The sequence below is a fragment of the Nonomuraea pusilla genome, from assembly GCF_900109355.1.
In the GTDB taxonomy this organism is placed as follows: Bacteria; Actinomycetota; Actinomycetes; order Streptosporangiales; family Streptosporangiaceae; genus Nonomuraea; species Nonomuraea pusilla.
On record NZ_FOBF01000018.1, the window covers coordinates 18,220 to 38,516 of the forward strand.

The window sequence follows — 20,297 nt, forward strand, 5'->3', positions numbered from 1 at the left end:
CCGGCGGGCATCCGCTGAGCAAAGCGTGTGCCGGGCAGGACATCCGGGGGGTTCTCGCTCGGCGCGGTAGCCCCTTTTCCCCCCCGGAGGTGCGGGCTCGTGGACCTCGCCACCGCTCGTCAACGGCTTGAGGAGATGCTGGCCGAACTGGACCGCTCGATCGGCGTGCTGCGGGGCGACCCGGCGGGCTCACGCGAGTTCAGCGCCGCCGACGCGGGCGCCGGCCTGACCGACGCCGACCGCGCCCGTGCCATGATCACCGCGGCCACCGCCCAGCGCGCCGCGGTGCTGGAGGCGATCGCGCGCCTGGACGAGGGCGTGTACGGCCGGTGCGCCGACTGCGGCGGGGCCGTGCCCGAGGGCCGCCTGGAGGCCCGGCCGGAGGCCGCCCGCTGCGTGCCCTGCCAGGGCAGGCGCGAACGCCGCCGCTGACCGGGGACACACCCTTTCAGCACTTGCGGGCGCTGGCCACCAGGTGGATGCCGACCGTGTCGTCGTCGTCGGGGTGCGCCTCCAGCTCGGTGCGCACCAGCCAGGTCAGCGAGCGGGCGTCGGAGGCGAGCACGTGGTCGACCGTGGACGGCGACAGCACCGTGCGCGGGCGCACCCACTCGACCTCCAGCCCGGCGCCCATGAGCAGCTCGCGCAGCTGGCCGCTGCTGAAGCAGCGGGTGATGCCGCCGTCGGGCCAGGGCACCAGCATGACCTCGCCGGTCTGCCGCAGGTGCTGCCAGTGCTCCTGCTCGGCCAGGATCGCCATGCCGAGCACCAGGGAGTCGACGCACACCAGCGCCCGGCCGCCCGGACGCAGCACCCTGGCCACGTCGCTCATCGCCGACTCGGCCATCAGCTCGATCGACATGGCGCGCTCCTCGGCGAGCACGGCGTCGACGCACTCGTCGGGCAGGAAGGACAGGTCGTCGGCGCGGACGTGGCGGACCCGTTCGGCGTCGCGCAGGCGCGACTGCGCGTCGGCGGCGCGGCGGAAGTCGAGCACCTCCAGCACGCGGTGCCCGGCCCTGGCGGCCTGCGCGGACCAGCGCCCGCGCCCTCCGGACAGGTCGAGGACGACGGAGGGGGCGGCGGGGAGCCATCGGTTGAGCTGCTCGGCGGCCACCGCGCGGTAGAAGGTCCAGTACGGCCCGAGGGTGCCTGAGCCGTTCAGTTCCTCGGCCGGAATGGGCAGCACACGCGACTCCTGGGTTGCGGAAAACGTCACCAGCCGGTACGTAAGGTCTTCCCCGCACCGGGTCCTTCTTACCTACTATCTTGCGGGAACAGACGCGGGCACGGGCGTGTTGCGACGAGCATGCTCACGATGCTCGAAACCCTCCCCGGTGACCGTCGGGTCGCTGACGAGCGGGTATTCTCCCCTGAGTACGGTGTTCCGCCACAGCAGGCCACCGGTGATCTTAGGGGGGTGGGTCCGGTGCCCGCGACAGGCGCGGAGACATTGGAACAGCGGACCGAGCGATTCGAGCGCGACGTCATGCCGTACCTCGAGCAGCTCTACTCCGCCGCGCTCCGGATGACCCGGAACCCCGCCGACGCGGAGGACCTGTTGCAGGAGACCTTCGCCAAGGCGTTCGCGTCCTTCCACCAGTTCCAGGAGGGCACGAACCTCAAGGCGTGGCTCTACCGGATCCTGACCAACACCTTCATCAACAGCTACCGCAAGAAGCAGCGGGAGCCGAAGCAGTCGGGCACCGAGGAGATCGAGGACTGGCAGCTGGCGCGCGCCGAGTCCCACACCTCCACGGGGCTGAAGTCGGCCGAGGTCGAGGCGCTCGAGCACCTGCCCGACGGCGACATCAAGGAGGCGCTCGCGGCGCTGCCCGAGGAGTTCAGGATCGCGGTCTACCTGGCCGACGTGGAAGGCTTCCCCTACAAGGAGATCGCCGACATCATGGGCACTCCCATCGGCACCGTGATGTCGAGGCTGCACCGGGGTCGCAGGCAGCTCAGAGGCCTCCTTGAGGACTATGCTCGCGAGCGTGGCCTGGTCCCGACGGAGGGATCGAAATGAGCTGTGGCAACCCGCACGACACCGACTGCCGAGAGGTGCTCGAGAAGGTCTACGCCTACCTCGACGGCGAGCTGACCGAGCACGACGTGGCCGACATCAGGGTCCACCTCGACGAGTGCAGCCCCTGCCTGAAGGAGTACGACCTCGACAAGGCGGTCAAGCAGCTGGTGGCCAAGCACTGCGGCTGCGACCCGCTGCCCTCCGACCTTCGCGACAAGGTTCTCGCGCGCATCGCGCAGGTGCGGTCGGAGCTGGCCGACTAGGATCTCCCCCATGCGCGTGCTTGTCACCGGGGGTGCCGGGTTCATCGGGTCCAATCTCGTCGATCGCCTGCTCGTGGAGGGACACGAGGTCGTCGCGGTCGACGACCTGTCCTCCGGCAGCAGGGACAACCTGGCCGAGGCGGCCAGGCACGACCGTTTCCGCCTGCACGAGCTCGACATCCGCGACCCCGCGCTGATCGGGCTCGTCGCGGAGCTGCGGCCGGAGGTCGTCTGCCATCTGGCGGCGCAGATCAGCGTGCGCAAGAGCGTCGCCGATCCGGTGCACGACGCCAGGCTCAACGTCGAGGGCACCGCCTCGGTGCTCACGGCCGCGCACGCGGGCAACACGCGCAAGGTCGTGTTCGCCTCGTCCGTGGCGGTGTACGGGCGGCCGGCCACGATCCCGGTGCCCGGCGACGCCCCCACCGACCCGCGCTCGCCGTACGCCGCCTCGAAGCTGAGCGCCGAGACCTACCTCGCCACCTTCCGCGCGCTGTACGGCATCGAGTACACCACGCTGGTGCTGGCCAACGTCTACGGCCCCCGCCAGTCGCCCGAGGGCGAGGCGGGCGTGGTGTCGATCTTCACCGACGCCCTGCTCAGGGGCACGCCCACGGTCGTCTACGGCGACGGCACCCAGACCCGCGACTACGTCTACGTCGACGACGTCGTCGACGGCTTCGTGCGGGCGTGCGGCTCCGAGGGCAACGGCCGCAGGTTCAACCTCGGCACGGGCATCCAGACCACCGACCGCAGGCTGCACACGATCATCGCCGACGCGGCGGGAGCGGCCGACAAGCCGGGCTTCGCCCAGCCCCGCCTGGGCGACCTGCCCGCCATGGCGGTCGACCCGGTGCCCGCGTTCGAGGGGCTCGGCTGGGAGCCGCGCACCGACCTGCCCACCGGCGTGAAGCAGACGGTGGAGTGGGCGAGGAGTCGCGGCCGGTAGTGGGTTGATTACACTTTGCTTGCGATTTTTCGCTCCGCCGGTGCGGCCACCTCGTCTTCTGTAGCGTGAGCTCCAGACGACGAGGTGGAGGCAAGCGCATGTCGAAGGTTACGGTCGCCCGGCTGTTCACGGCCATCGTGCTGATCACGCCCCTGGTCACGCTGCTCGCCGGCGGTAGCGGCGGGTTCGTCCCGCCGGGGGTGTCCTGGACCTGACGTCCTGAGGGGCCGCAATGCGTGATCTGCCGTGGCCCGCAAGGGTCTACCTGGTCGCCGTGATCGGCACGGCGGCCGTCCTGCTGGCGCACAGCGCGGTCGTCTCCGGTCCTCTGGTCAGGCCCGAGGACCTCGACGTCCTGCTGGTGCTCGCGCTGCTGTTCCTGGTGTGCGAGTCGATGCCGACGCTGCTCAACGTGGAGCAGTTCGCCGTGTCGGTGAGCTTCTCGGCGTCGCTGGCCGCCGTCGTGCTGATCGGCCCCGAGGGCGCCGCGCTCGTGGGCCTGACGGCCACGCTGAGCGTCCGGCCGGGGCTGCCGCTCGTCAAACGGCTGTTCAACGGCGCGCAGTTCGCGATCTGCGGGTACGTGGCCGGATGGGTGTACGAGGGCTGCCGCGGTCAGGTGGGCGTGCCGCAGGTCGACGCGTTCGACGACCTCATCGGCCCGTACGCGGCGGCCACGGCGGTGTTCGTGCCGCTGAACATCGTCCTCACGCTGACCATGATCAGGCTGGCGACGCGGGCGCGCGCGATGGAGCTGCCGCTGCGCGGCATGGCGCAGTTCCTGCTGTCGTACCTGGGGTACGGCACGTTCGGGCTGCTCGTCGCCGGGCTGTGGGCCACCGTCCAGTCGATCTCGGCGGTGCTGGTGCTGCTGCCGCTGTTCGTCGCGCGGTGGGCGTTCGGCCAGTACCACGCGCAGCAGCGCTCGTACGACGCCACGATCGCCGCGCTGTGCCAGGCCGTGGAGACGAAGGACTACTACACGCGGGGCCACTGCACCAGGGTCTCGCTCGCGTCCAGCATGATCGCCAGGGAGATCGGCATGGGCAGGGAGCGGGTGCGCGCCATCCGGTACGCGGGCATGCTGCACGACGTGGGCAAGCTCGGCGTGCCGACGAAGGTGCTGCAGAAGGAGGGGCCGCTCACCGAGGAGGAGTTCGCCGCGATCCAGCTCCACCCCATGCGGGGCCTGGAGATCGTGCGCGGCATCGGCTTCCTCGACGAGGCGTACGCCGGGATCATGCACCACCACGAGCGGCACGACGGCACCGGCTACCCGATGGGGCTGGCCGGCGACGAGATCCCCGAGTTCGCCAAGGTGATCGCGGTGGCCGACGCGTTCGACTCGATGACCTCCGACCGCTCGTACCGAGGGGCGCGGCCGGTGGAGGTGGCGGTCGAGGAGCTGCGCAAGTGCGCGGGCACCCACTTCGACCCGGTGATGGTGGCGGCGTTCATCAGGGCGCTGGAGCGTGAGCCGTGGCAGCCGCCACGCCGCGTCGAGCCGCCGCCCCCCGACGCCGCCGGCACCACCATCAAGGACCACGACGACCCGACGATGCCCATCCAGGTCGTGACCGGGCCATGACCACCACGGAGCGTACGAGGAGGACCGACCGGCCGCGCAGGACGGCGCTGCGCAGGCTCGACTCCGGCCAGCTGCTGCTCATCTGCGCCGCCGGCCTGGTGGCCGTGGCGGGCGTGGCCGACACGGCCGCCGTGGGGCTCGACCGGCCCGAGATCGCCATCGGGTTCGGCGCGCTGATCGCGGTCGGCGAGCTGGCCAGGCTGACCATGCCGGGCAACAGGGAGGTCGCGCCCATCGGCGCGGCGGCCGCGCTCGGCTACACGCTGCTGCTCGACCTCAGCCAGCACCCGCTGCGGCACTCGGCGCTGCAGGTCGTGGCCGTGATCGCGGTCGGCATGGTGGCGGGCGCGCTGCCGCACCTCGCGGTCGGCCGCCCGCCGCGCCTGGACGCGATGGCGCGCCGCCTGCTCACGGGCGCGCTGCTCGCGTTCGCGTTCCGCCCGCTGGCCGACCCGCTCTACCGGCTCACCGAGCCGCCGTCGAGCACCTGGTGGCCGGCGCTGGCCGTGATGGTCACGCTCATCACCGCGGCGCTGCTCCTGGACGTGCTGGTGGCGGCGCTGCTGCGGGCCGAGCAGGTGCGCACGGCCTTCCGGGTGGCGGTGCGCGACGAGCTCAGCATGGCGTTCCCGCTGGGCGCCGCCGTGGCGGCGTCGGGCGTGCTGCTGGCGCTCGCCACCCACAGCATGGACCTCGTCGCGCTGCTCGTCTTCGCCGCGCCGCTGCTGGTCACCCAGGTGGCCTTCCGCAAGTACGCCGGCATCAGGGCGACGTACCTGCAGACCGTGCGGGCGCTGTCACGGGTGACCGAGGTGGGCGGTTACGTCGAGCCCGGCCACTCGCGCAGGGTCAGCCGCCTGGCGCTGGCGGTCGGCAGGGAGCTGGGCATGGCCGAGCCGGAGCTGCTGGAGCTGGAGTACGCCGCGCTCATGCACGACATCGGCCAGCTCTCGCTGCGCGACCCGATCCCGGGCGGGGCCACCGTGCTGGCCGACCCCGAGCAGGCGCGGCGCATCGCCGAGCTGGGCGCCGAGGTGATCAGGCAGACGGGCGTGCTCGACCGGGTGGCCGAGGTGGTGCGCCGTCAGTGCGACCCCGCCGAGGACGACCCGCCGCTGTCGAGCCGTATCATCCGGGTGGCGAACGCGTACGACGACCTGGTGGGGCCGTCGAAGGACCGCGACCGGGCGACGGCGGCGCTCGAACGCCTCCGCCAGTCCGCCGGCTACGACCAGCGGGCGGTCGACGCGCTCGCCAGGGTGATCGACCGCGTGCGGCTGTGACCCGCGCAGGTCGGCACGGCTTTCGCCGGGTTCCCGGCGGTTGTCGGGGCCGCGCAGCGCGGTGTGTCGCTACCGCGTTTCGGGCCGCTCATCATTGTGGGGTTTCTACAGATCACGCTTGACGGTTCCGTGGTTTACGAGGAAAGGACTCCGGAGGCGCGCGGTCGTAAGGTGGTCGGCGTGCTTACTGAGACGCTCGGACCCGTACTGATCGCCAACCGTGGGGAGATCGCGCGGCGGATCATCCGCACGGTCAAGCGGCTGGGGCTGCGCGCCGTCGCGGTGCACTCCGAGGCCGACGCCGACCTGCCGTTCGTCCGCGAGGCAGACGAGGCGGTGCTGATCGGGCCCGCCAACCCCGCGCAGAGCTACCTCGACGCCGCCAAGGTGCTGGAGGCCGCCCGCGCCACCGGCGCGCGGTCGGTGCACCCCGGTTACGGCTTCCTCGCCGAGAACGCCGCGTTCGCGCGGGCCGTCATCGACGCCGGGCTGGTCTGGATCGGGCCCGCGCCCGACGCCATCGACCGCATGGGCGACAAGATCAACGCCAGGAACCTCATGGAGGCCGCGGGTGTGCCGGTCGCGGCGGGCACCCGCGAGCCCGTCACCGACCTCGTCGCGGCGCTCGACGCCGCCGAGGTCATCGGCTACCCCGTCATGGTGAAGACCGCGGGCGGCGGCGGTGGCATCGGCATGAGCGTCGCGCGTGACGACGGCGAGCTGGCCAAGGCGTTCGAGCAGGCCGCGCGGGCCGCGGCGCGGTTCGCCGCGGCGGCCGCCGCGGGCGGCGAGGGCGACGCGCTGGCCGGTCCCGCCGTGCTGCTCGAGCGTTACATCGAGCGGGCCCGCCACGTCGAGGTGCAGATCCTCGGCCTGCCCGACGGCAGGGTGGTGGCGCTCGGCGAGCGCGACTGCTCGGTGCAGCGCCGCCACCAGAAGGTGGTGGAGGAGTCGCCGTCGCCCGGCATCAGCCCCGAGCTGCGCGAGCGCATGCTCGCGGCGGCCTCGCGGGCCGGCGAGGCCGTCGGCTACCTCGGCGCCGGCACCGTCGAGTGCCTGGTCGACGCCGACAGCCAGGACTTCGTGTTCCTGGAGATGAACACCAGGCTCCAGGTGGAGCACCCGGTCACCGAGCTGGTCACCGGGCTCGACCTGGTCGAGCTTCAGCTCCGGGTCGCGGCGGGGGAGACCCCCGACGTGCGCCCGGCGAGCACGGGCCACGCGATCGAGTTCCGCGTCTACGCCGAGGACCCGAAGCGGTTCTTCCCCGGCCCCGGCACGATCACCGCGTGGGACGAGCCCTCGGGCGACGGCGTGCGGGTCGACTCCGGCTACACGGCGGGGAACACGGTGACGCCGTTCTACGACCCGCTCATGGCCAAGCTGTGCGTGTACGGCGCGAACCGTACCGAGGCGCTGGAGCGCGGCCGCAAGGCCGTCGCGCAGTTCGTCGTCGAGGGGCCGAAGAACAATCTGCCGTTCTGTGCAGAGCTGCTGGAGAACGCGGAGTTCGTCAGCGGCGACTACGACACCGGCCTCGTCGCGCGGATGCGCTCCTAAGATGTGTGAGATCCAAGAGAAGAGGGGAGCCCAGGGTGGCTGAGGTACGCGCGGAGATGGTGGCCAACGTCTGGAAGATCGTCGTCAGTGAGGGCGATCAGGTGTCCGAGGGCGACACCCTGGTCATCCTCGAGTCGATGAAGATGGAGATCCCGGTCCTCGCCGAGGACGACGGCGTCGTGGCCCAGATCAAGGTGGCCGAGGGCGACGTCATCCAGGAAGGCGACGTGATCGCCGTCATCGAGTAGCGCGGGCCAGGAACCTCTCCCGGTCCACCACCACGCGTTCGACCGTTCCCCGGCCGACCACGGCGTTCCTGTCGCGCGCCTCGAAGGTGAACACGAGGCGCCGGCCGTCGACCTCGGTCAGCTCGGCGCTGACCTGCACATGCGTGCCCACCGGGCTGGCGGCCAGGTGCTCCAGCTCGGCCCTGGTGCCGACCGACGTCTCGCCGGGGGCGAGGTGCGGGCCCACGGCCTGCACCGTCGCCGCCTCGGCCAGGGCGAGCAGCCGCGGCGTGGCGAGCACGGGCACGTCGCCGCTGCCGACCTTCTGCGCGGTGTCCGATCTCTCCACCATGATGAGCAGCTCCGCGCGGAGCCCAGGGGCGAGCGTCATGCGGTCAGACTACTGCGATCCCCGTTACTGCGATCTCCCGCGACACCCCCTGCGGGATCTCCGCGAAACGCGGACAAGTGCCGCCATAAGGCCGCAGGATAGGGTTTGTACGGCATGAGGCATTTGAGTGGCAGATGGGACCAGTGAGTCGTACACTCACGGAGTTCCGTGACCTCTGTGTTACCTCACCGCGACACAAGTTCGCTTTGTTGGAGAATCCCGGGGTGGGAGAGCACAGAGGCAGGGGGTAGCGGGGGAATCATGGTGGCCCAAGGGACGACGCTGGCGGGGCGATATCGCCTGGACGCCCGCATCGGCGCCGGAGGCATGGGCGAGGTGTGGCGGGGCGAGGACGTCGTCCTCGCCAGGACCGTCGCGGTGAAGGTGCTGCTTCCCGGCCGCATGCAGGACCCGGGGTTCGTCGCCCGCTTCCAGGGGGAAGCCAGGGCGATGGCCACGATCAACCACTCCGGCGTCGTCGACGTCTACGACTACGGGGTGAGCGGCGACAACGTCTACCTGGTGATGAAGTTCGTCGACGGCGAGCCGCTCGACCGGCTGCTCGCCAGGCTCGGACGCATCCCGCCCCAGGCCGCGATGGAACTCATCGCGCAGGCCGCCTCGGCGCTGCAGGCCGTGCACGACCAGGGGATCGTGCACCGCGACGTCAAACCGGGCAACCTGCTCGTGCAGCGCGACGGCACGCTGGTGCTCACCGACTTCGGCATCGCGCGCTCCGACCTGGCCAACCGGCTCACCGACGCCGGCATGGTGCTCGGCACCGCCGCCTACTGCGCGCCCGAGCAGGCCGAGGGCGCCCCCGTCACGCCCGCCGTGGACCTGTACGCGCTCGGCGTCGTCGCGTACGAGTGCCTGGCGGGCCAGCGGCCGTTCGACGGCGACAGCCCCGTCACCATCGCGCTCAAGCACATCCGCGAGACGCCGCCGCCGCTGCCACCCGACATCCCGCAGCCGGTGCGGGCCCTGGTGGAGCGGGCGCTGTCCAAGGACCCGGCGCGGCGTCACCCCACCGCCAGGGCCATGAGCGACGAGGCCAAGGCCATCGCCTCGGGGCAGCTGTCCGAGCCCGCCCCGCAGGCTCCCCCGATGCTGCCGGCTCCGCCGGTGGACTCCTTCCAGACCGGGGCCTACCAGGCGGGGGCGCCGCAGGGGCCGTACGACGGCGCCGGGCAGCAGACGGCGGCCGGGCAGCAGCTCCCGTACCAGACGGGGGCGCAGCAGCCGGTGGGGCCGCAGACCGGCTACCAGCGGGCGGCCACCACCGAGACCGCGCCGGTCGAGCGGCGCGCGGGCAGCCGCAGGGCGGCGAAGGCGCCGCGCAGGACGGGCCTGATCGCCGGGATCGCCGCGGTGGTGGTGCTGGGCGTCGGCGCGGGCGCCGTGGCGCTGACCGGGATGACGACGGGCGACCCCGAGCCGACGGTCGGCCCGCCGACCGCCGCCGCCACCACCCCTACACCGGGCAAGAGACGGACGACCAAGCCGCCGAGGCCCACCACGGCCGACACACAGCCTGCCGAACTTCCCACCCAGGCGCCGCCGGCGAAGCCCACCAGGACCGAGGAGCCCACGGAGGAGCCGACGGACGAGCCCACCAAGTCGCCCACGCCCACCCGCACGCCCACCACGACGAGGTCGCCGTCCTCCTCACCGTCGCCGACGGTGAAGAAGATGCTGGTGCCGAAGGTGGCCGGCCTGCCCTTCCACGAGGGCGAGGAGAAGGTTCAGGCGGCGGGCTTCAAGACGCGCGTGTTCGACGAGACGTCCACCACCAACGGCATGGCGTGCGGCAAGGTCGGCAGGACCGACCCTGCGGCGGGCACGCCCCTGGAGATGGGCAAGGTGGTCACGCTGTACATCATCGACGGTGTCTGCCCCACCGGCGGCGGCTCGTCGCCCAGCACCTCCGCCACTGCGAAGCAGTGACTCAGACGCCCGTGGTGGTGCGCGGGTAGGCGACCTCGGGGTCGGTGGCGATGTTCACCAGGTACGGCACGCCCGAGTCGAACGCCCTGCGCAGCGCCGGGCCGATCTCCGACGGCTTGGTGACCAGCTCGCCGCCGCCGCCCAGCGCGGTGACCACCTGGTCGTAGCGGCACTGCGGCTGCAGCTCGGCGGCGACGTCGTAGCCGTACAGCATCTGCATGGGGTGCTTCTCCAGGCCCCACATGCCGTTGTTGCCGCAGATCATGACGACGGGCAGCCCGTGGCGCACCAGCGTGTCGGCGTCCATCAGGGAGAACCCGGCGGCGCCGTCGCCGAGGAGCAGCACCACCTGCGAGGACGGCCTGGCCAGGCGGGCGGCCATGGAGTAGCCGAGCCCGGTGCCGAGGCACCCGTACGGGCCGGGGTCGAGCCAGTTGCCCGGCTGCCTGGGCTCGACGTACTTGCCGGCGTAGGAGACGAAGTCGCCGCCGTCGCCGATGACGACCGCGTCGTCGTCGAGCACCTTGGCCAGTTCGCCGTAGATGCGCATCGGGTGGATCGGGTCGGAGTCGGACGTCAGCAGCGCGGCGTCGGAGGCGATGGCGGCGGCGGCCGTGTCGGCGAGGCGTGACAGCCACGGCGCGTACCTGTCGGGCTTGACGCCGGCTTCCCCGCAGGCCGTGCCGAGGCTCCACAGCACCACCGACAGGTCGCCCGCGGCGGACGCGGCGGGCCGCATGTGGGTGGCGAGCTGGGACGGCGCGTCGGCGATGTGCACGACCCTGGCGAGCGGCGCGCCGTCCTTGCCGCCGAACCAGCCGTAGCCGAGGCGGAAGTCGAGCGGGGTGCCGACGACGATGACGAGGTCGGCCTGCGAGAAGGCGAGGCCGCGGGCGCGGGTGACGAGCAGCTCGTGCCCGGCGGGCAGGATGCCGCGGCCCTGGCCGTTCGGGATGACGGGCAGCCGCCAGGTCTCGGCGAAGTCGCGGGCGGCCTCCTCGGCGCGGTCCATCCACACGTCGGAGCCGTACACCAGCACGGGGCGCTCGGCCTCGGCGAGGAGCCCGGCGACGGCGGCCAGGTCGTCGGGGTCGGGTTCGAGGGGCGACGGCGTCTGCGTCTGCACCTCGTGCGTGGGCGCGGGCGAGAACAGGTGGTCCATGTAGAAGTCGAGGAACACCGGGCCGCGGTGCGGCGCGACGGCGGTGCGGAAGGCCATCTCGACGTCCTGGCCGACCGAGTCGGCTCCTGACGAGGTGAACGCGAGCTTGGTCACGGGGGCGAGCAGCGGCGGGTGGTCCATCTCCTGCAGCGCTCCGCTGCCCCAGCGCGACTGCGGCGCCCTGCCGCCCATGACGACGACGGGCGAGCCGTTGAAGTGGGCGGTGGCGACGCCGCTGACCCCGTTCGTGATGCCGGGGCCCGCGGTGAGCACGGCCAGCCCCGGCTTCCTCGTCAGCCTGGCGGTGGCCTCGGCGGCGAAGACGGCGCTCTGCTCGTGGCGGACGTCGAGGATGCGCATGCCCTCGTGCACGGCGCCGTCGTAGAGGGGGAAGACGTGCCCTCCCGAGAGCGTGAACATCGTTTCGACCCCGTACGCCTTGGACACGGCGACGGCGGCGTCACCGGCGTGCTTCGCAGACTCCATGCCCGGAACTTACCAACCAGTCACAGGAGTAAACAGGTCTTCACCGGCAGCAGACGAAGACGCTGCCCTCGGGCGCGGTCGCCGTGATCTTCCGTGACGCGGTGCCGGCCTGCTTGACGTCCAGTACGCGCTCTTTCGCCTGGGCTGTGACGTCGTACCAGGCGCGGGGCACGGTCACGGTCACGTCGCCCACGGTGCGCACCACCGCCCTGACCTTCGCGGGCGGGTTGACGAAGCCCACGTTCAGCACGCCCGCTCCGGTCTCGACGTCGGCCTCCTCGCCCAGCAGGTCCATGCCGACGATGTTCCCCGTGCCGCTCCTCGCCCACAGCGAGCCGAGGATTCCCGTGACCTCGATGTTGCCGGAGACGCTGGTGACCCGCACGTCGGCGAAGACGGAGGACACGCGCAGCCCGCCGTGGCGCGCCGAGGCGTCCACGCGGGTCTCCGGCGGCACGTACAGCACCCACAGGCCCTGGCAGATCGGGCCGTCCGGCTGGCGTGCGCCGGGGCACCGGGCGTCGAGGCGCAGGGTGCGGCCGTCCCAGTGCTCGATGATCCTCGGCTTCTCGCCCGACCACCGCACGGTGCGCTGCAGCAGCAGCTCCCCGTCGCGCCCCGCCGTGATGGCGACCTGGGAGACGCCGTCGCCCGCCTCCACCTTCAGGTCGGACAGCGTGAACGGGATGGAGCTGCGCATGTGCTCGGTCGGGGGTTCGGCGGTGGCGAGGACGTGCCACAGGTTCCCGGTGGACAGCGTCAGCGCGACCAGCGTGGCCACCGCCCCCGCCGCCAGCCACAGGGCCCTCACGGCGTGCTCCTGACCTTGAGGAAGCGCAGCACCGCGAGCACCCGCCGGTGGTCGCCCTCGGCGGGCGACAGGTCGAGCTTGGCGAAGATGTTGCCGATGTGCTTGCCCACCGCCCCCTCGCTGAGGACGAGCTCCTGGCCGATGCCGGCGTTCGAGCGGCCCTCCGCCATGAGCTTGAGCACCTCGTGCTCCCTGGGCGTCAGCCGGTCCAGCGGGTCGCTGTGGCCGCGCAGCAGGAGCTGGGCGACCACCTCGGGGTCGAGCACCGTGCCGCCCGCCGCGACCCTGCGCAGCGCGTCGATGAACTCGGAGACGTCCGCCACGCGGTCCTTCAGCAGGTAGCCGACGCTGCCGGTCGCCGAGCCGAGGAGCTGGGCGGCGTAGCGCTCCTCGACGTACTGCGACAGCACCAGCACCGCCAGGTCCGGCCGGGCGCGCCTGAGCACGAGCGCGGCCCGCAGGCCCTCGTCGGTGTGGCCGGGCGGCATGCGCACGTCGGTGATGACTAGGTCGGGTTCGTGCTCGTCCACGGCGCGCAGCAGCCCCTCGGCGTCGTCCACGGCGGCCACGACGCGCATGCCCGAGGCGTCGAGGAGCCTGATCAGCCCCTCGCGCAGCAGCACGGAGTCCTCGGCCAGCACTACTCGCACGGCAGCTCCACCTCGATCGTCGTGGGTCCGCCCGGCGGGCTGGACAGTTCGAACGTCCCGTCCACCGACCTGATCCGCTGGGCCAGGCCGCGCAGCCCGGTGCCGCGGTCGAGCGCGGCGCCGCCCCGCCCGTCGTCGGTGACGGACACCAGCAGCCGCTCGCCCGCGCGCCTGACCCTCACCTCGGCCCGGGTGGCGGAGGCGTGCTTGGCGATGTTCGTCAGCGCCTCCGACACCACGAAGAACGCGACCGCCTCGATCGTCGGCGAGGCGCGGTCGGCGATGTCCACCCGCAGCCGCACCGGGACGGGCGCGCGGGCGGCCACGCCCGACAGGGCCGCGTCGAGCCCCTGGTCGTTGAGCACGGCGGGGTGCAGCCCGCGGACGAAGTCGCGCAGCTCCTTCAACGCCTGCTTGGCCTCCTCGTGCGCCTGCTCGATGGCCGTCCTGGCGGGTTCGGGCAGGTCGGTGAGCGTGGCCCTGGCCAGGCCGAGGTTCATCGCCAGCGACACGAGCCGCTGCTGGGCGCCGTCGTGCAGGTCGCGCTCGATGCGGCGGCGTTCGGCGTCGGCCGCGTCGATGACGCCGGCGCGGCTCTCCGTCAGGGTCTCGATGCGCTGGCCCAGCTCGGCCCGGCTCGGGCCGAGGAGCGTGCGCGCGACGGACAGGTCCAGCGCCGCCATGGCCCTCGCCAGGACCGGCGCGAGCAGCAGGCACACGAGCCCCGCCCCCATGAACGCCGCCACGACGGCCGGCCGCCTCAGGTCGAGGGGGAACTCCAGGGGCGGGGGCTGCAGCCGCGGAGGGATGAACGCCAGCAGCCCCACGAGGGCGGCGCCCCACGCCAGCGCCACCAGGGCGGCGGCCGGGAGACTGACCAGGGGCGAGAGCAGGTGGTAGCCGACCTGCCTCCAGGTGGCCTGGCTGCGCCAGCTCACCGGCGTGCGGACCGGCGGGATGCGCGTGCCGAGGAAGGCGGCGATGCGCGAGCGCTGCACCCGGGTGAACCACGGCACGCCGCGCAGCAGCAGGGGCGGCGCGACCGCCAGCACGAGCGTGAGCCCGCCGAGCGCCGCGGCGACCGGCAGGCCGACCATCACGTGCGCCGTGTCCAGCCACGCTCGGGCCGACCAGGGGCGGGGGACCTTCATGACTCCACCGTATTGACCGTCGCGGGGGACGCGGAATGGGCCTGGTGTGCGGGTGGGTGGTGGGGCCAGCCCCACCCTCCTTCTCCCGCCTTATTCCGATGTTTCCGAACGAAACGGCGGTGGTGGGCGTCTCATCGGACGACACGCGAACAGGGAGGTCCAGATGGTTCAGACGGGAGTCGCCGCGCTGGCCGCGGCGCTGTCACTCGGCGGGCTGCCGCAGGGGACGCTGTTCATGGAGTCGCACCCGCCTGCGCGGCCGTGGGAGACGTACAAGGTCACGGAGTCCGCGCGCCTGCCGCTCCAGCTCAACCCGTGCATGAGGAAGACCCGCTGGGACGCGGGCCGGCTGACGGGCAGGGCCGTGCTCTACACGGCGGAGAACGAGATGAGGTACGAGCAGCTCGTCGTCTACAAGGACGTCCGCCACGCCCGGCTGGCGATGCGCGGCCTGCGGGCCGAGCTGCGCCGCTGCGCCGACGTCGGCAAGGGGCACGACCGCTACCGCTACTTCAGCAAGCCGCTGCGGGTGGGCGACGAGGGCCTGCGCGCGGGAGGCCGCTTCTTCGAGAACGGCGAGCAGGCCGTCGCCGTGCGCCGCGGCGCCGCGCTCTACCTGGTCGGCGAGTCGGCGTACCCGTCGAGGAGCCTGCCCCTGCGCTCCTTCCGCGGTCTCGTGGACCAGGCGGAACGCATGACGGTGAAGATCTGCGAGCTGCCGAGGTCGGCCTGCTGACCGTGGCCCGGCCGCCCGGAGGCGGGTCCGGCCGGGACACGGCGTGCGGCGCTGGAAGGGGCCGCCGCGCCCCTCAGGGCTCCAGGCTCTGGCGGAAGCGGGCGGGGTCGAACGAGCCGCCCAGGGGCGCGGCCAGGCCGCCGCGCGCCACCTCCGCGAACGCCTCGCGCTCCAGCGCCGCCGCCCCCGCCGGCAGCACGCCCGCCAGCGGGCGGGCAGCCAGCATCTCCAGGTCCGCGACGTTGCTCCGCTCGACGAGGCCCGGCCTGTCCGGCCAGGACCCGATCACCACCCCGGCCAGGTCGAGCCCGCGGTGGGCCAGCGCCTCCAGCGTGAGCGCCGCCTGGTTGACGGCGTCCGCCCCGGCCCCGGCGACGACGAGGACCTGCGCGTTCAGCAGCCTCGCCAGGTCGGCGATCGTCGCGCCGTCCTCGTCGTAGCGGGTCAGCAGCCCGCCGGTGCCCTCCACGAGCACCAGGCGGTTGCTCTCGGCCAGTTCCCGTACGAACCGCGCCGCCCGCGTCAGCGACACCGCGGGCACGCCCTCCAGCCGGGCGGCGGCCGCGGGGGAGAGCGGCTCGGCGAACCGGCCCAGCTCGAACGTCGTGGTGACGCCGGACAGCCGGATCACGTCGTCCAGGTCGCCGCCCCGGCCGGGCGGCGCGCCGGTCTGCGCCGGCTTGACCACCGCGACGCTCGCCCCGCGCGCCACGGCCAGTGCCGCGAGGGCGGCGCACACCACCGTCTTGCCCACTCCGCTGCCGGTGCCCGAGACGACGAGAACGCTCATCGGGCCAGCCTAGACAGGCCGCCCCTTCGGCGGGGGAGCGGCCCGCCAGGGACGGCGGTCAGGGACGGCGGTCAGGGACGGCGCAGGCGGGTGACGAACTTGTACCTGTCGCCCCGGTAGAGCGACTGCGCCCACTCCACGGGGTTGCCGTCGGCGTCGAAGGCGTGGCGGGTCAGGAGGAGCATGGGCAGCCCGACGTCCACGCCGAGCGCCTTGGCGTCGTACGGCGTGGCGAGCACGGTCTCGATGATCTCCTCGGCGTCGGTGAGGCGCACGTTGTAGGCGTTGTGCAGGGTCTCGTACAGGGAGGAGTGCACTTCGAGCTCGCGCCGCAGCCGGGGGAAGCGCCGCGCGGACAGGTGGGTGGTGTCGATCGAGACGGGCTCGCCGTTGGCCAGGCGCAGCCGGTGGATGCGCAGGACGCGGCCGCCCGGGTTGATGGCCAGGCGGCGGGCGAGCGCCTCGTCGGCCGTGATGTAGCCGATCTCCAGGATCTTCGTGTCGGGTTCGAGCCCCGCGGTGCGCAGGTCGCCGATGTACGACGTGAGCTGCAGCACCTGCGCCACCTTGGGCTGGGCCACGAACGTGCCCTTGCCCTGGATGCGCAGCAGCCGCCCCTCGACGACGAGCTCGGTCAGCGCCTGCCTGACGGTGGTGCGGGAGGTCTCGAAGCGCACGGCGAGGGCGCGCTCCGGGGGCAGCGCGGTGCCCGGGGACAGGCTCTTGGTGAGTTCGAGCAGGCTCCGTTTGACGTCGTAGTACTTGGGTACCCTGGGGCCTTCGTCTGTCACGCTCTCACCTTCACTTCTGCCACGGCGGTGAGGGCGTGTGTGGTCACCGCTAGATCATCGGAACTCAGATTGGCCCGAGCGGTCAACCGCAGGCAAGCGCGGGCTGCGGCCCCGACTGCCGCCGCGCGCGCGAGCCGGGGCGGCTCAGGCTGATGGTGAAGGATAACCGCAGCGGTCGGCGCCGCCGAAACCGAGCCCCCGGCCTCGCTGCGGGGGACCGTCGTGCCGGTCACCGTGCGGGTCACCGTGACCCTCCCTTCCGGCCCGCGCGCCCGGCCGCCCGGATCGCGCGGGATGTGACGCTTCTCACAATGTGAGATGCCGGAAAAGGCGCGATCGAGTGCGCCCTTCCGCGTCCCTGCCGGGTGTCCAGCGCGTCCATCCAGGCATTCAATCAGGGGGTCGGTTTGGTTCTGGCGGTGGAAAGCACGCATGATGCAGACGTGCCGACTCTCAGCGACCTCGTCGCCCGCCACACCGCACTCGACGCGGCGGACCTCGACTGGCTGCACTCGCTGGTCTCCGACTGGCAGCTGCTGGCCGACCTGTCGTTCGCCGACCTCATCCTGTGGGCGCCCCTGCTGGGGGAGAGCGGCTGGATCGCGATCGCGCAGATGCGGCCCACCACGGGCCCCACCGTCTACCACGACGACGTCGTCGGCAGCATCGTGGCCAAGGGCGAGCGCCCGCTCATCGACACCGCGTGGGACGAGCGCCGCATCTGCCGCGAGGGCGACCCCGACTGGTCCACGGGCGTCCCGGTGCGTGAGGAGACCATCCCGGTGCGCAGGGCGGTCGAGGGCGGAGAGGGCCGCTTCCTCGGCGTCATCCAGCGCTCCACGAACCTGTCGTCGGCGCGCACCCCGTCCAGGCTGGAGCTGACCTACCTGCAGAGCGCCTCCGACCTGGCGCAGATGGTGGCCGAGGGGCGCTTCCCGTTCTCCGGCGAGGAGCCGATCCTGGTCCGCTCGCCCCGCGTCGGCGACGGCCTGCTGAGGCTCGACAGGGCCGGCCGCGTCACGTACGCCTCGCCGAACGCGCTGTCGGCGTACCGGAGGCTGGGCCTGCACGCCGATCTGGTCGGCGCCGAGCTGGGGCGCGTGACGGCGCAGCTGTGCTACTCCGACGAGCCCATCAACGAGGACCTGATGATCGTCGCGAGCGGGCGCGCGGCGAAGGAGACCGAGGTCGAGGCGGGCGGCACCACCGTGCAGCTCAGGGCGATCCCCCTGGTGGTGGGCGGCGGGCGCATCGGCGCGCTGGTGCTCATCAGGGACGTCACCGAGCTGCGCCGCCGCGAGCGCGAGCTGATGACCAAGGACGCCACCATCCGCGAGATCCACCACCGGGTGAAGAACAACCTGCAGACGGTGGCCGCGCTGCTGCGGCTGCAGGCCAGGCGGCTGCGGGTGCCAGAAGGGCGCGAGGCGCTGGAGGAGGCGGTGCGCCGCGTCGGCTCGATCGCCATCGTGCACGAGACGCTGTCGCACGCGCCCGAGGAGTTCGTGGACTTCGACGAGATCGCCGACCGGGTGATCGCCATGGCCGGAGAGGTGTCGGCGGCGGAGGCCGCGGTCATGCCGCGGCGGGTGGGGGCGTTCGGCGTGCTGCCGTCGCTCATCGCGACGCCGCTCGCGATGGCGCTGACCGAGCTGCTGCAGAACGCCATGCAGCACGGCCGCCCCAGGCGGCTGGAGGTGGTGGTGGAGTCGGCTCACGACCGGTTGAACGTCACGGTGTGGGACGACGGAAGGGGTCTGCCAGAAGGCTTCGACCTCGACAGCTCCACCAGCCTGGGGCTGCAGATCGTCCGCACCCTGGTCGAGGGGGAGCTGTCGGGGAAGCTGTCGATCGAGCCTCGCGAGGGAGGGGGCACGGAGGTCGCGCTCTCGATCCCGTTGCCCGCCGCGTGAACCGCCCGCACCCGGTTCCCGCGGCGAGCGGGAGTGATCGGACGGACGGTCAGGCGGTGGCGCGGGCGCGCTGGCGGGCGGTGCGGCGCTTGAGCGCGCGGCGCTCGTCCTCGCTGAGGCCGCCCCAGACGCCGGCGTCCTGGCCGGACTCAAGCGCCCACTTCAGGCACGCGTCGACGGCCGGGCAGGAGCGGCAGACCTGCTTGGCCTCTTCGATCTGCATCAGGGCCGGACCGGTGTTGCCGATCGGGAAGAACAGCTCGGGGTCCACGTCACGGCAGGCAGCTCGGTGGCGCCAGTCCATGCGTCCACTCCTTAGTAGATGGAGCCTCTGGTCGGCTCCGTGCGGCTACTACTTTGTGAAGAGTTTCACTAACTACCGCGAACAAGGACCCGGAGCCTTGGTGGGGGACCGGGTCTTCTTCTCCGCGATGACCTCTGAAGGACCTCGGGGTTTGTTAAAGGTCCTACGTTCCGACGTCACTGTCGAGATTGTCAGCCACGCAGAGTGCACGCAAGAGGGTTGACGCGAAGTTTTGCCGGTTATGGCTGTCGGATGCGTCACACAATGACCGAATGTAACCGGCTAGACCAGAACTTGTAACGCGTGCGGTGTAGAGCGGAATGTCACTTTTTCCCGCTCGCCCAGGTAGTCGCCGTCCAGCTGGAAGGCCACGGGGCGGTCGGCCGACAGCGTGAACTCGGCCTCGTCGTGCAGCTGCACCAGATGCCTTCCCGACGGAAGCCGGTCACCCTCCGTGAGCATCTGGCGGATCAGCGGCGCGAGCGCCAGCGGGCCCATCCGCTGGAGCCCCAGCAGGTCGAGCCCCGTCTCGAAGCTCGCCCACGGCGTGGGCGTGACCGGGCGCGTGCCCACGTACGTCCACGGCGAGGTGTTCGTGACGATCGTCAGGAACAGCCCCTCGACCGCGGGGATGCCGGGGCCGGTCAGCGTCATCGCGGGATGCCGCTTGTCCGTGGCCAGATAGTGCCGCAGAGCCGTGTTCACATACCGAGCGGGGGTAGCCTTCCTCCCCGTACCCCTCAGGCCCTCCACGGCCCGTACAACCTCGGCGTCGTACCCCATGCCCGCGCAGAAGGTGAAGTAGCGCGACTGGTCCTCCCACAGCGCCCGCCCGAGGCCCACCGTCCTGCGCCGCCCCTCGCGCAGCGCCTCCAGCACCGCGCCCGTGGCCTCCACCGGGTCGTTCGGCAGGCCGAGCGCGCGGGCGAAGACGTTCGCGCTGCCGCCCGGGATGACGATCAGCGCGGGCCGGCGCGCGCTCGGGTCGGCGTCGCCCGACACGTCCTCGCCGGACTCCGGGTTGAGCAGGCCGTTCACGGTCTCGTTGATCGTGCCGTCGCCGCCGAGCACGGCCACGACGTCGTACCCCTTCGCGCGGGCGGTGCCGGCCAGCGCCGCCGCGTGCCCCCGGTAGGCGGTCTCCTCGACGGCCAGCTCGACGGCCGCGCCCAGCGCCCGGATCAGGACGTCCCTCGTCCGGGCGTTCGTCGTGGTGGCCTTCGGGTTGACCAGCAGCATCGCGCGCATGCCGCCAGCGTATCCGCTGGC

Annotated in this window: 21 protein-coding genes; 11 read left to right on the forward strand and 10 right to left on the reverse strand. The window is 72.3% G+C overall.

The genetic code is table 11. The features are described from left to right. Positions 1 to 99: 99 nt before the first annotated feature. Positions 100 to 432 carry a TraR/DksA family transcriptional regulator gene (locus tag BMX74_RS30605; RefSeq protein ID WP_055505322.1) on the forward strand — a complete coding sequence of 111 codons (333 nt, stop codon included), beginning with the start codon at positions 100 to 102 and terminating at the stop codon, positions 430 to 432. Positions 433 to 448: 16 nt separating this feature from the next. Here BMX74_RS30605 and BMX74_RS30610 read toward each other — a convergent pair whose 3' ends face one another. Then, complete coding sequence (locus BMX74_RS30610; protein ID WP_055505321.1) at positions 449 to 1,189, reverse strand: class I SAM-dependent methyltransferase; 741 nt, start codon at positions 1,187 to 1,189, stop codon at positions 449 to 451. A 231-nt stretch (positions 1,190 to 1,420) separates the two neighbouring features. Between BMX74_RS30610 and BMX74_RS30615 the strand changes: the two genes are divergently transcribed. The 7 genes from BMX74_RS30615 (at position 1,421) to BMX74_RS45925 (ending at position 7,917) form a co-directional block, all read left to right on the forward strand. Further along, positions 1,421 to 2,026: a sigma-70 family RNA polymerase sigma factor gene (locus BMX74_RS30615; RefSeq protein ID WP_055505320.1), complete on the forward strand. Its 606-nt coding sequence runs from the start codon at positions 1,421 to 1,423 to the stop codon at positions 2,024 to 2,026. Continuing rightward, complete coding sequence (gene rsrA / locus BMX74_RS30620; protein ID WP_055505319.1) at positions 2,023 to 2,289, forward strand: mycothiol system anti-sigma-R factor; 267 nt, start codon at positions 2,023 to 2,025, stop codon at positions 2,287 to 2,289. The genes BMX74_RS30615 and rsrA overlap by 4 nt, the downstream gene beginning before the upstream one ends. Positions 2,290 to 2,299: 10 nt before the next feature. After that, the gene (locus BMX74_RS30625) at positions 2,300 to 3,238 is read left to right on the forward strand and encodes an NAD-dependent epimerase/dehydratase family protein (RefSeq protein WP_055505318.1); all 939 of its coding nucleotides are present in this window, start codon (positions 2,300 to 2,302) and stop codon (positions 3,236 to 3,238) included. Between the two features lie 232 nt (positions 3,239 to 3,470). Continuing rightward, positions 3,471 to 4,826, forward strand: a complete 1,356-nt coding sequence (locus tag BMX74_RS30630) for an HD-GYP domain-containing protein (protein ID WP_055505317.1) — start codon at positions 3,471 to 3,473, stop codon at positions 4,824 to 4,826. Then, positions 4,823 to 6,109 (forward strand): HD-GYP domain-containing protein, encoded by a 1,287-nt coding sequence (locus tag BMX74_RS30635; protein ID WP_055505316.1) that lies wholly within the window; start codon positions 4,823 to 4,825, stop codon positions 6,107 to 6,109. Before BMX74_RS30630 ends, BMX74_RS30635 begins: the two co-directional genes overlap by 4 nt. A gap of 180 nt (positions 6,110 to 6,289) precedes the next feature. Continuing rightward, positions 6,290 to 7,669, forward strand: a complete 1,380-nt coding sequence (locus BMX74_RS30640) for an acetyl-CoA carboxylase biotin carboxylase subunit (protein WP_055505472.1) — start codon at positions 6,290 to 6,292, stop codon at positions 7,667 to 7,669. 35 nt (positions 7,670 to 7,704) lie between these two features. Continuing rightward, positions 7,705 to 7,917, forward strand: a complete 213-nt coding sequence (locus tag BMX74_RS45925) for a biotin/lipoyl-binding carrier protein (RefSeq protein WP_143078815.1) — start codon at positions 7,705 to 7,707, stop codon at positions 7,915 to 7,917. Here the strand turns inward: BMX74_RS45925 and BMX74_RS30650 are convergent. Next, complete coding sequence (locus BMX74_RS30650) at positions 7,907 to 8,287, reverse strand: thioesterase family protein (protein WP_055505315.1); 381 nt, start codon at positions 8,285 to 8,287, stop codon at positions 7,907 to 7,909. The genes BMX74_RS45925 and BMX74_RS30650 overlap by 11 nt on opposite strands. 261 nt (positions 8,288 to 8,548) lie before the next feature. Here BMX74_RS30650 and BMX74_RS30655 point away from each other — a divergent pair, with 261 nt between their 5' ends. After that, positions 8,549 to 10,234 carry a serine/threonine-protein kinase gene (locus BMX74_RS30655; RefSeq protein ID WP_055505314.1) on the forward strand — a complete coding sequence of 562 codons (1,686 nt, stop codon included), beginning with the start codon at positions 8,549 to 8,551 and terminating at the stop codon, positions 10,232 to 10,234. Between the two features lies 1 nt (position 10,235). On the opposite strand, the gene BMX74_RS30660 is transcribed toward BMX74_RS30655, so the two are convergent. The 4 genes from BMX74_RS30660 to BMX74_RS30675 are packed head-to-tail and all read right to left on the reverse strand — an operon-like array spanning position 10,236 to position 14,494. Then, complete coding sequence (locus tag BMX74_RS30660) at positions 10,236 to 11,882, reverse strand: acetolactate synthase (RefSeq protein WP_091104115.1); 1,647 nt, start codon at positions 11,880 to 11,882, stop codon at positions 10,236 to 10,238. 40 nt (positions 11,883 to 11,922) lie between these two features. Continuing rightward, the gene (locus tag BMX74_RS30665; protein ID WP_091104117.1) at positions 11,923 to 12,693 is read right to left on the reverse strand and encodes a DUF4097 family beta strand repeat-containing protein; all 771 of its coding nucleotides are present in this window, start codon (positions 12,691 to 12,693) and stop codon (positions 11,923 to 11,925) included. Continuing rightward, a complete protein-coding gene (locus BMX74_RS30670) occupies positions 12,690 to 13,343 on the reverse strand; it encodes a response regulator (protein ID WP_055505311.1) in 654 nt (217 codons plus the stop codon). Before BMX74_RS30670 ends, BMX74_RS30665 begins: the two co-directional genes overlap by 4 nt. Continuing rightward, entirely contained in the window at positions 13,334 to 14,494 is a 1,161-nt protein-coding gene (locus tag BMX74_RS30675) for a sensor histidine kinase (RefSeq protein WP_091104118.1), read from the reverse strand. Before BMX74_RS30675 ends, BMX74_RS30670 begins: the two co-directional genes overlap by 10 nt. A 163-nt stretch (positions 14,495 to 14,657) precedes the next feature. On the opposite strand from BMX74_RS30675, the gene BMX74_RS30680 reads away from it, so the two are divergent. Next, positions 14,658 to 15,230: a hypothetical protein gene (locus BMX74_RS30680; RefSeq protein WP_091104120.1), complete on the forward strand. Its 573-nt coding sequence runs from the start codon at positions 14,658 to 14,660 to the stop codon at positions 15,228 to 15,230. 73 nt (positions 15,231 to 15,303) lie between these two features. On the opposite strand, the gene bioD is transcribed toward BMX74_RS30680, so the two are convergent. Together bioD and BMX74_RS30690 are read right to left on the reverse strand one after the other, a co-directional pair. Beyond that, positions 15,304 to 16,020: a dethiobiotin synthase gene (gene bioD / locus BMX74_RS30685; RefSeq protein WP_091104121.1), complete on the reverse strand. Its 717-nt coding sequence runs from the start codon at positions 16,018 to 16,020 to the stop codon at positions 15,304 to 15,306. Between the two features lie 71 nt (positions 16,021 to 16,091). Continuing rightward, positions 16,092 to 16,811: a GntR family transcriptional regulator gene (locus BMX74_RS30690; RefSeq protein ID WP_055505307.1), complete on the reverse strand. Its 720-nt coding sequence runs from the start codon at positions 16,809 to 16,811 to the stop codon at positions 16,092 to 16,094. 443 nt (positions 16,812 to 17,254) lie between these two features. Between BMX74_RS30690 and BMX74_RS30700 the strand changes: the two genes are divergently transcribed. After that, complete coding sequence (locus BMX74_RS30700) at positions 17,255 to 18,724, forward strand: PAS domain-containing sensor histidine kinase (RefSeq protein WP_055505306.1); 1,470 nt, start codon at positions 17,255 to 17,257, stop codon at positions 18,722 to 18,724. A 49-nt stretch (positions 18,725 to 18,773) separates the two neighbouring features. On the opposite strand, the gene BMX74_RS30705 is transcribed toward BMX74_RS30700, so the two are convergent. Together BMX74_RS30705 and BMX74_RS30710 are read right to left on the reverse strand one after the other, a co-directional pair. Continuing rightward, the gene (locus BMX74_RS30705) at positions 18,774 to 19,028 is read right to left on the reverse strand and encodes a WhiB family transcriptional regulator (protein ID WP_055505305.1); all 255 of its coding nucleotides are present in this window, start codon (positions 19,026 to 19,028) and stop codon (positions 18,774 to 18,776) included. Positions 19,029 to 19,310: 282 nt separating this feature from the next. After that, positions 19,311 to 20,276, reverse strand: coding sequence for a diacylglycerol/lipid kinase family protein (locus BMX74_RS30710; RefSeq protein WP_055505304.1), 966 nt, complete (start codon positions 20,274 to 20,276; stop codon positions 19,311 to 19,313). Positions 20,277 to 20,297: the final 21 nt, after the last annotated feature.

Coding starts and splice junctions, on each gene's coding strand:
- BMX74_RS30705 (WP_055505305.1), bottom strand. CDS start 19,028: ATGGACTGGCGCCACCGAGCTGCCTGCCGTGACGTGGACCCCGAGCTG.
- BMX74_RS30675 (WP_091104118.1), bottom strand. CDS start 14,494: ATGAAGGTCCCCCGCCCCTGGTCGGCCCGAGCGTGGCTGGACACGGCG.
- BMX74_RS30660 (WP_091104115.1), bottom strand. CDS start 11,882: ATGGAGTCTGCGAAGCACGCCGGTGACGCCGCCGTCGCCGTGTCCAAG.
- BMX74_RS30655 (WP_055505314.1), top strand. CDS start 8,549: ATGGTGGCCCAAGGGACGACGCTGGCGGGGCGATATCGCCTGGACGCC.
- BMX74_RS30650 (WP_055505315.1), bottom strand. CDS start 8,287: ATGACGCTCGCCCCTGGGCTCCGCGCGGAGCTGCTCATCATGGTGGAG.
- BMX74_RS30630 (WP_055505317.1), top strand. CDS start 3,471: ATGCGTGATCTGCCGTGGCCCGCAAGGGTCTACCTGGTCGCCGTGATC.
- BMX74_RS30635 (WP_055505316.1), top strand. CDS start 4,823: ATGACCACCACGGAGCGTACGAGGAGGACCGACCGGCCGCGCAGGACG.
- bioD (WP_091104121.1), bottom strand. CDS start 16,020: ATGAGCGTTCTCGTCGTCTCGGGCACCGGCAGCGGAGTGGGCAAGACG.
- BMX74_RS30710 (WP_055505304.1), bottom strand. CDS start 20,276: ATGCGCGCGATGCTGCTGGTCAACCCGAAGGCCACCACGACGAACGCC.
- BMX74_RS30625 (WP_055505318.1), top strand. CDS start 2,300: ATGCGCGTGCTTGTCACCGGGGGTGCCGGGTTCATCGGGTCCAATCTC.
- BMX74_RS30680 (WP_091104120.1), top strand. CDS start 14,658: ATGGTTCAGACGGGAGTCGCCGCGCTGGCCGCGGCGCTGTCACTCGGC.
- rsrA (WP_055505319.1), top strand. CDS start 2,023: ATGAGCTGTGGCAACCCGCACGACACCGACTGCCGAGAGGTGCTCGAG.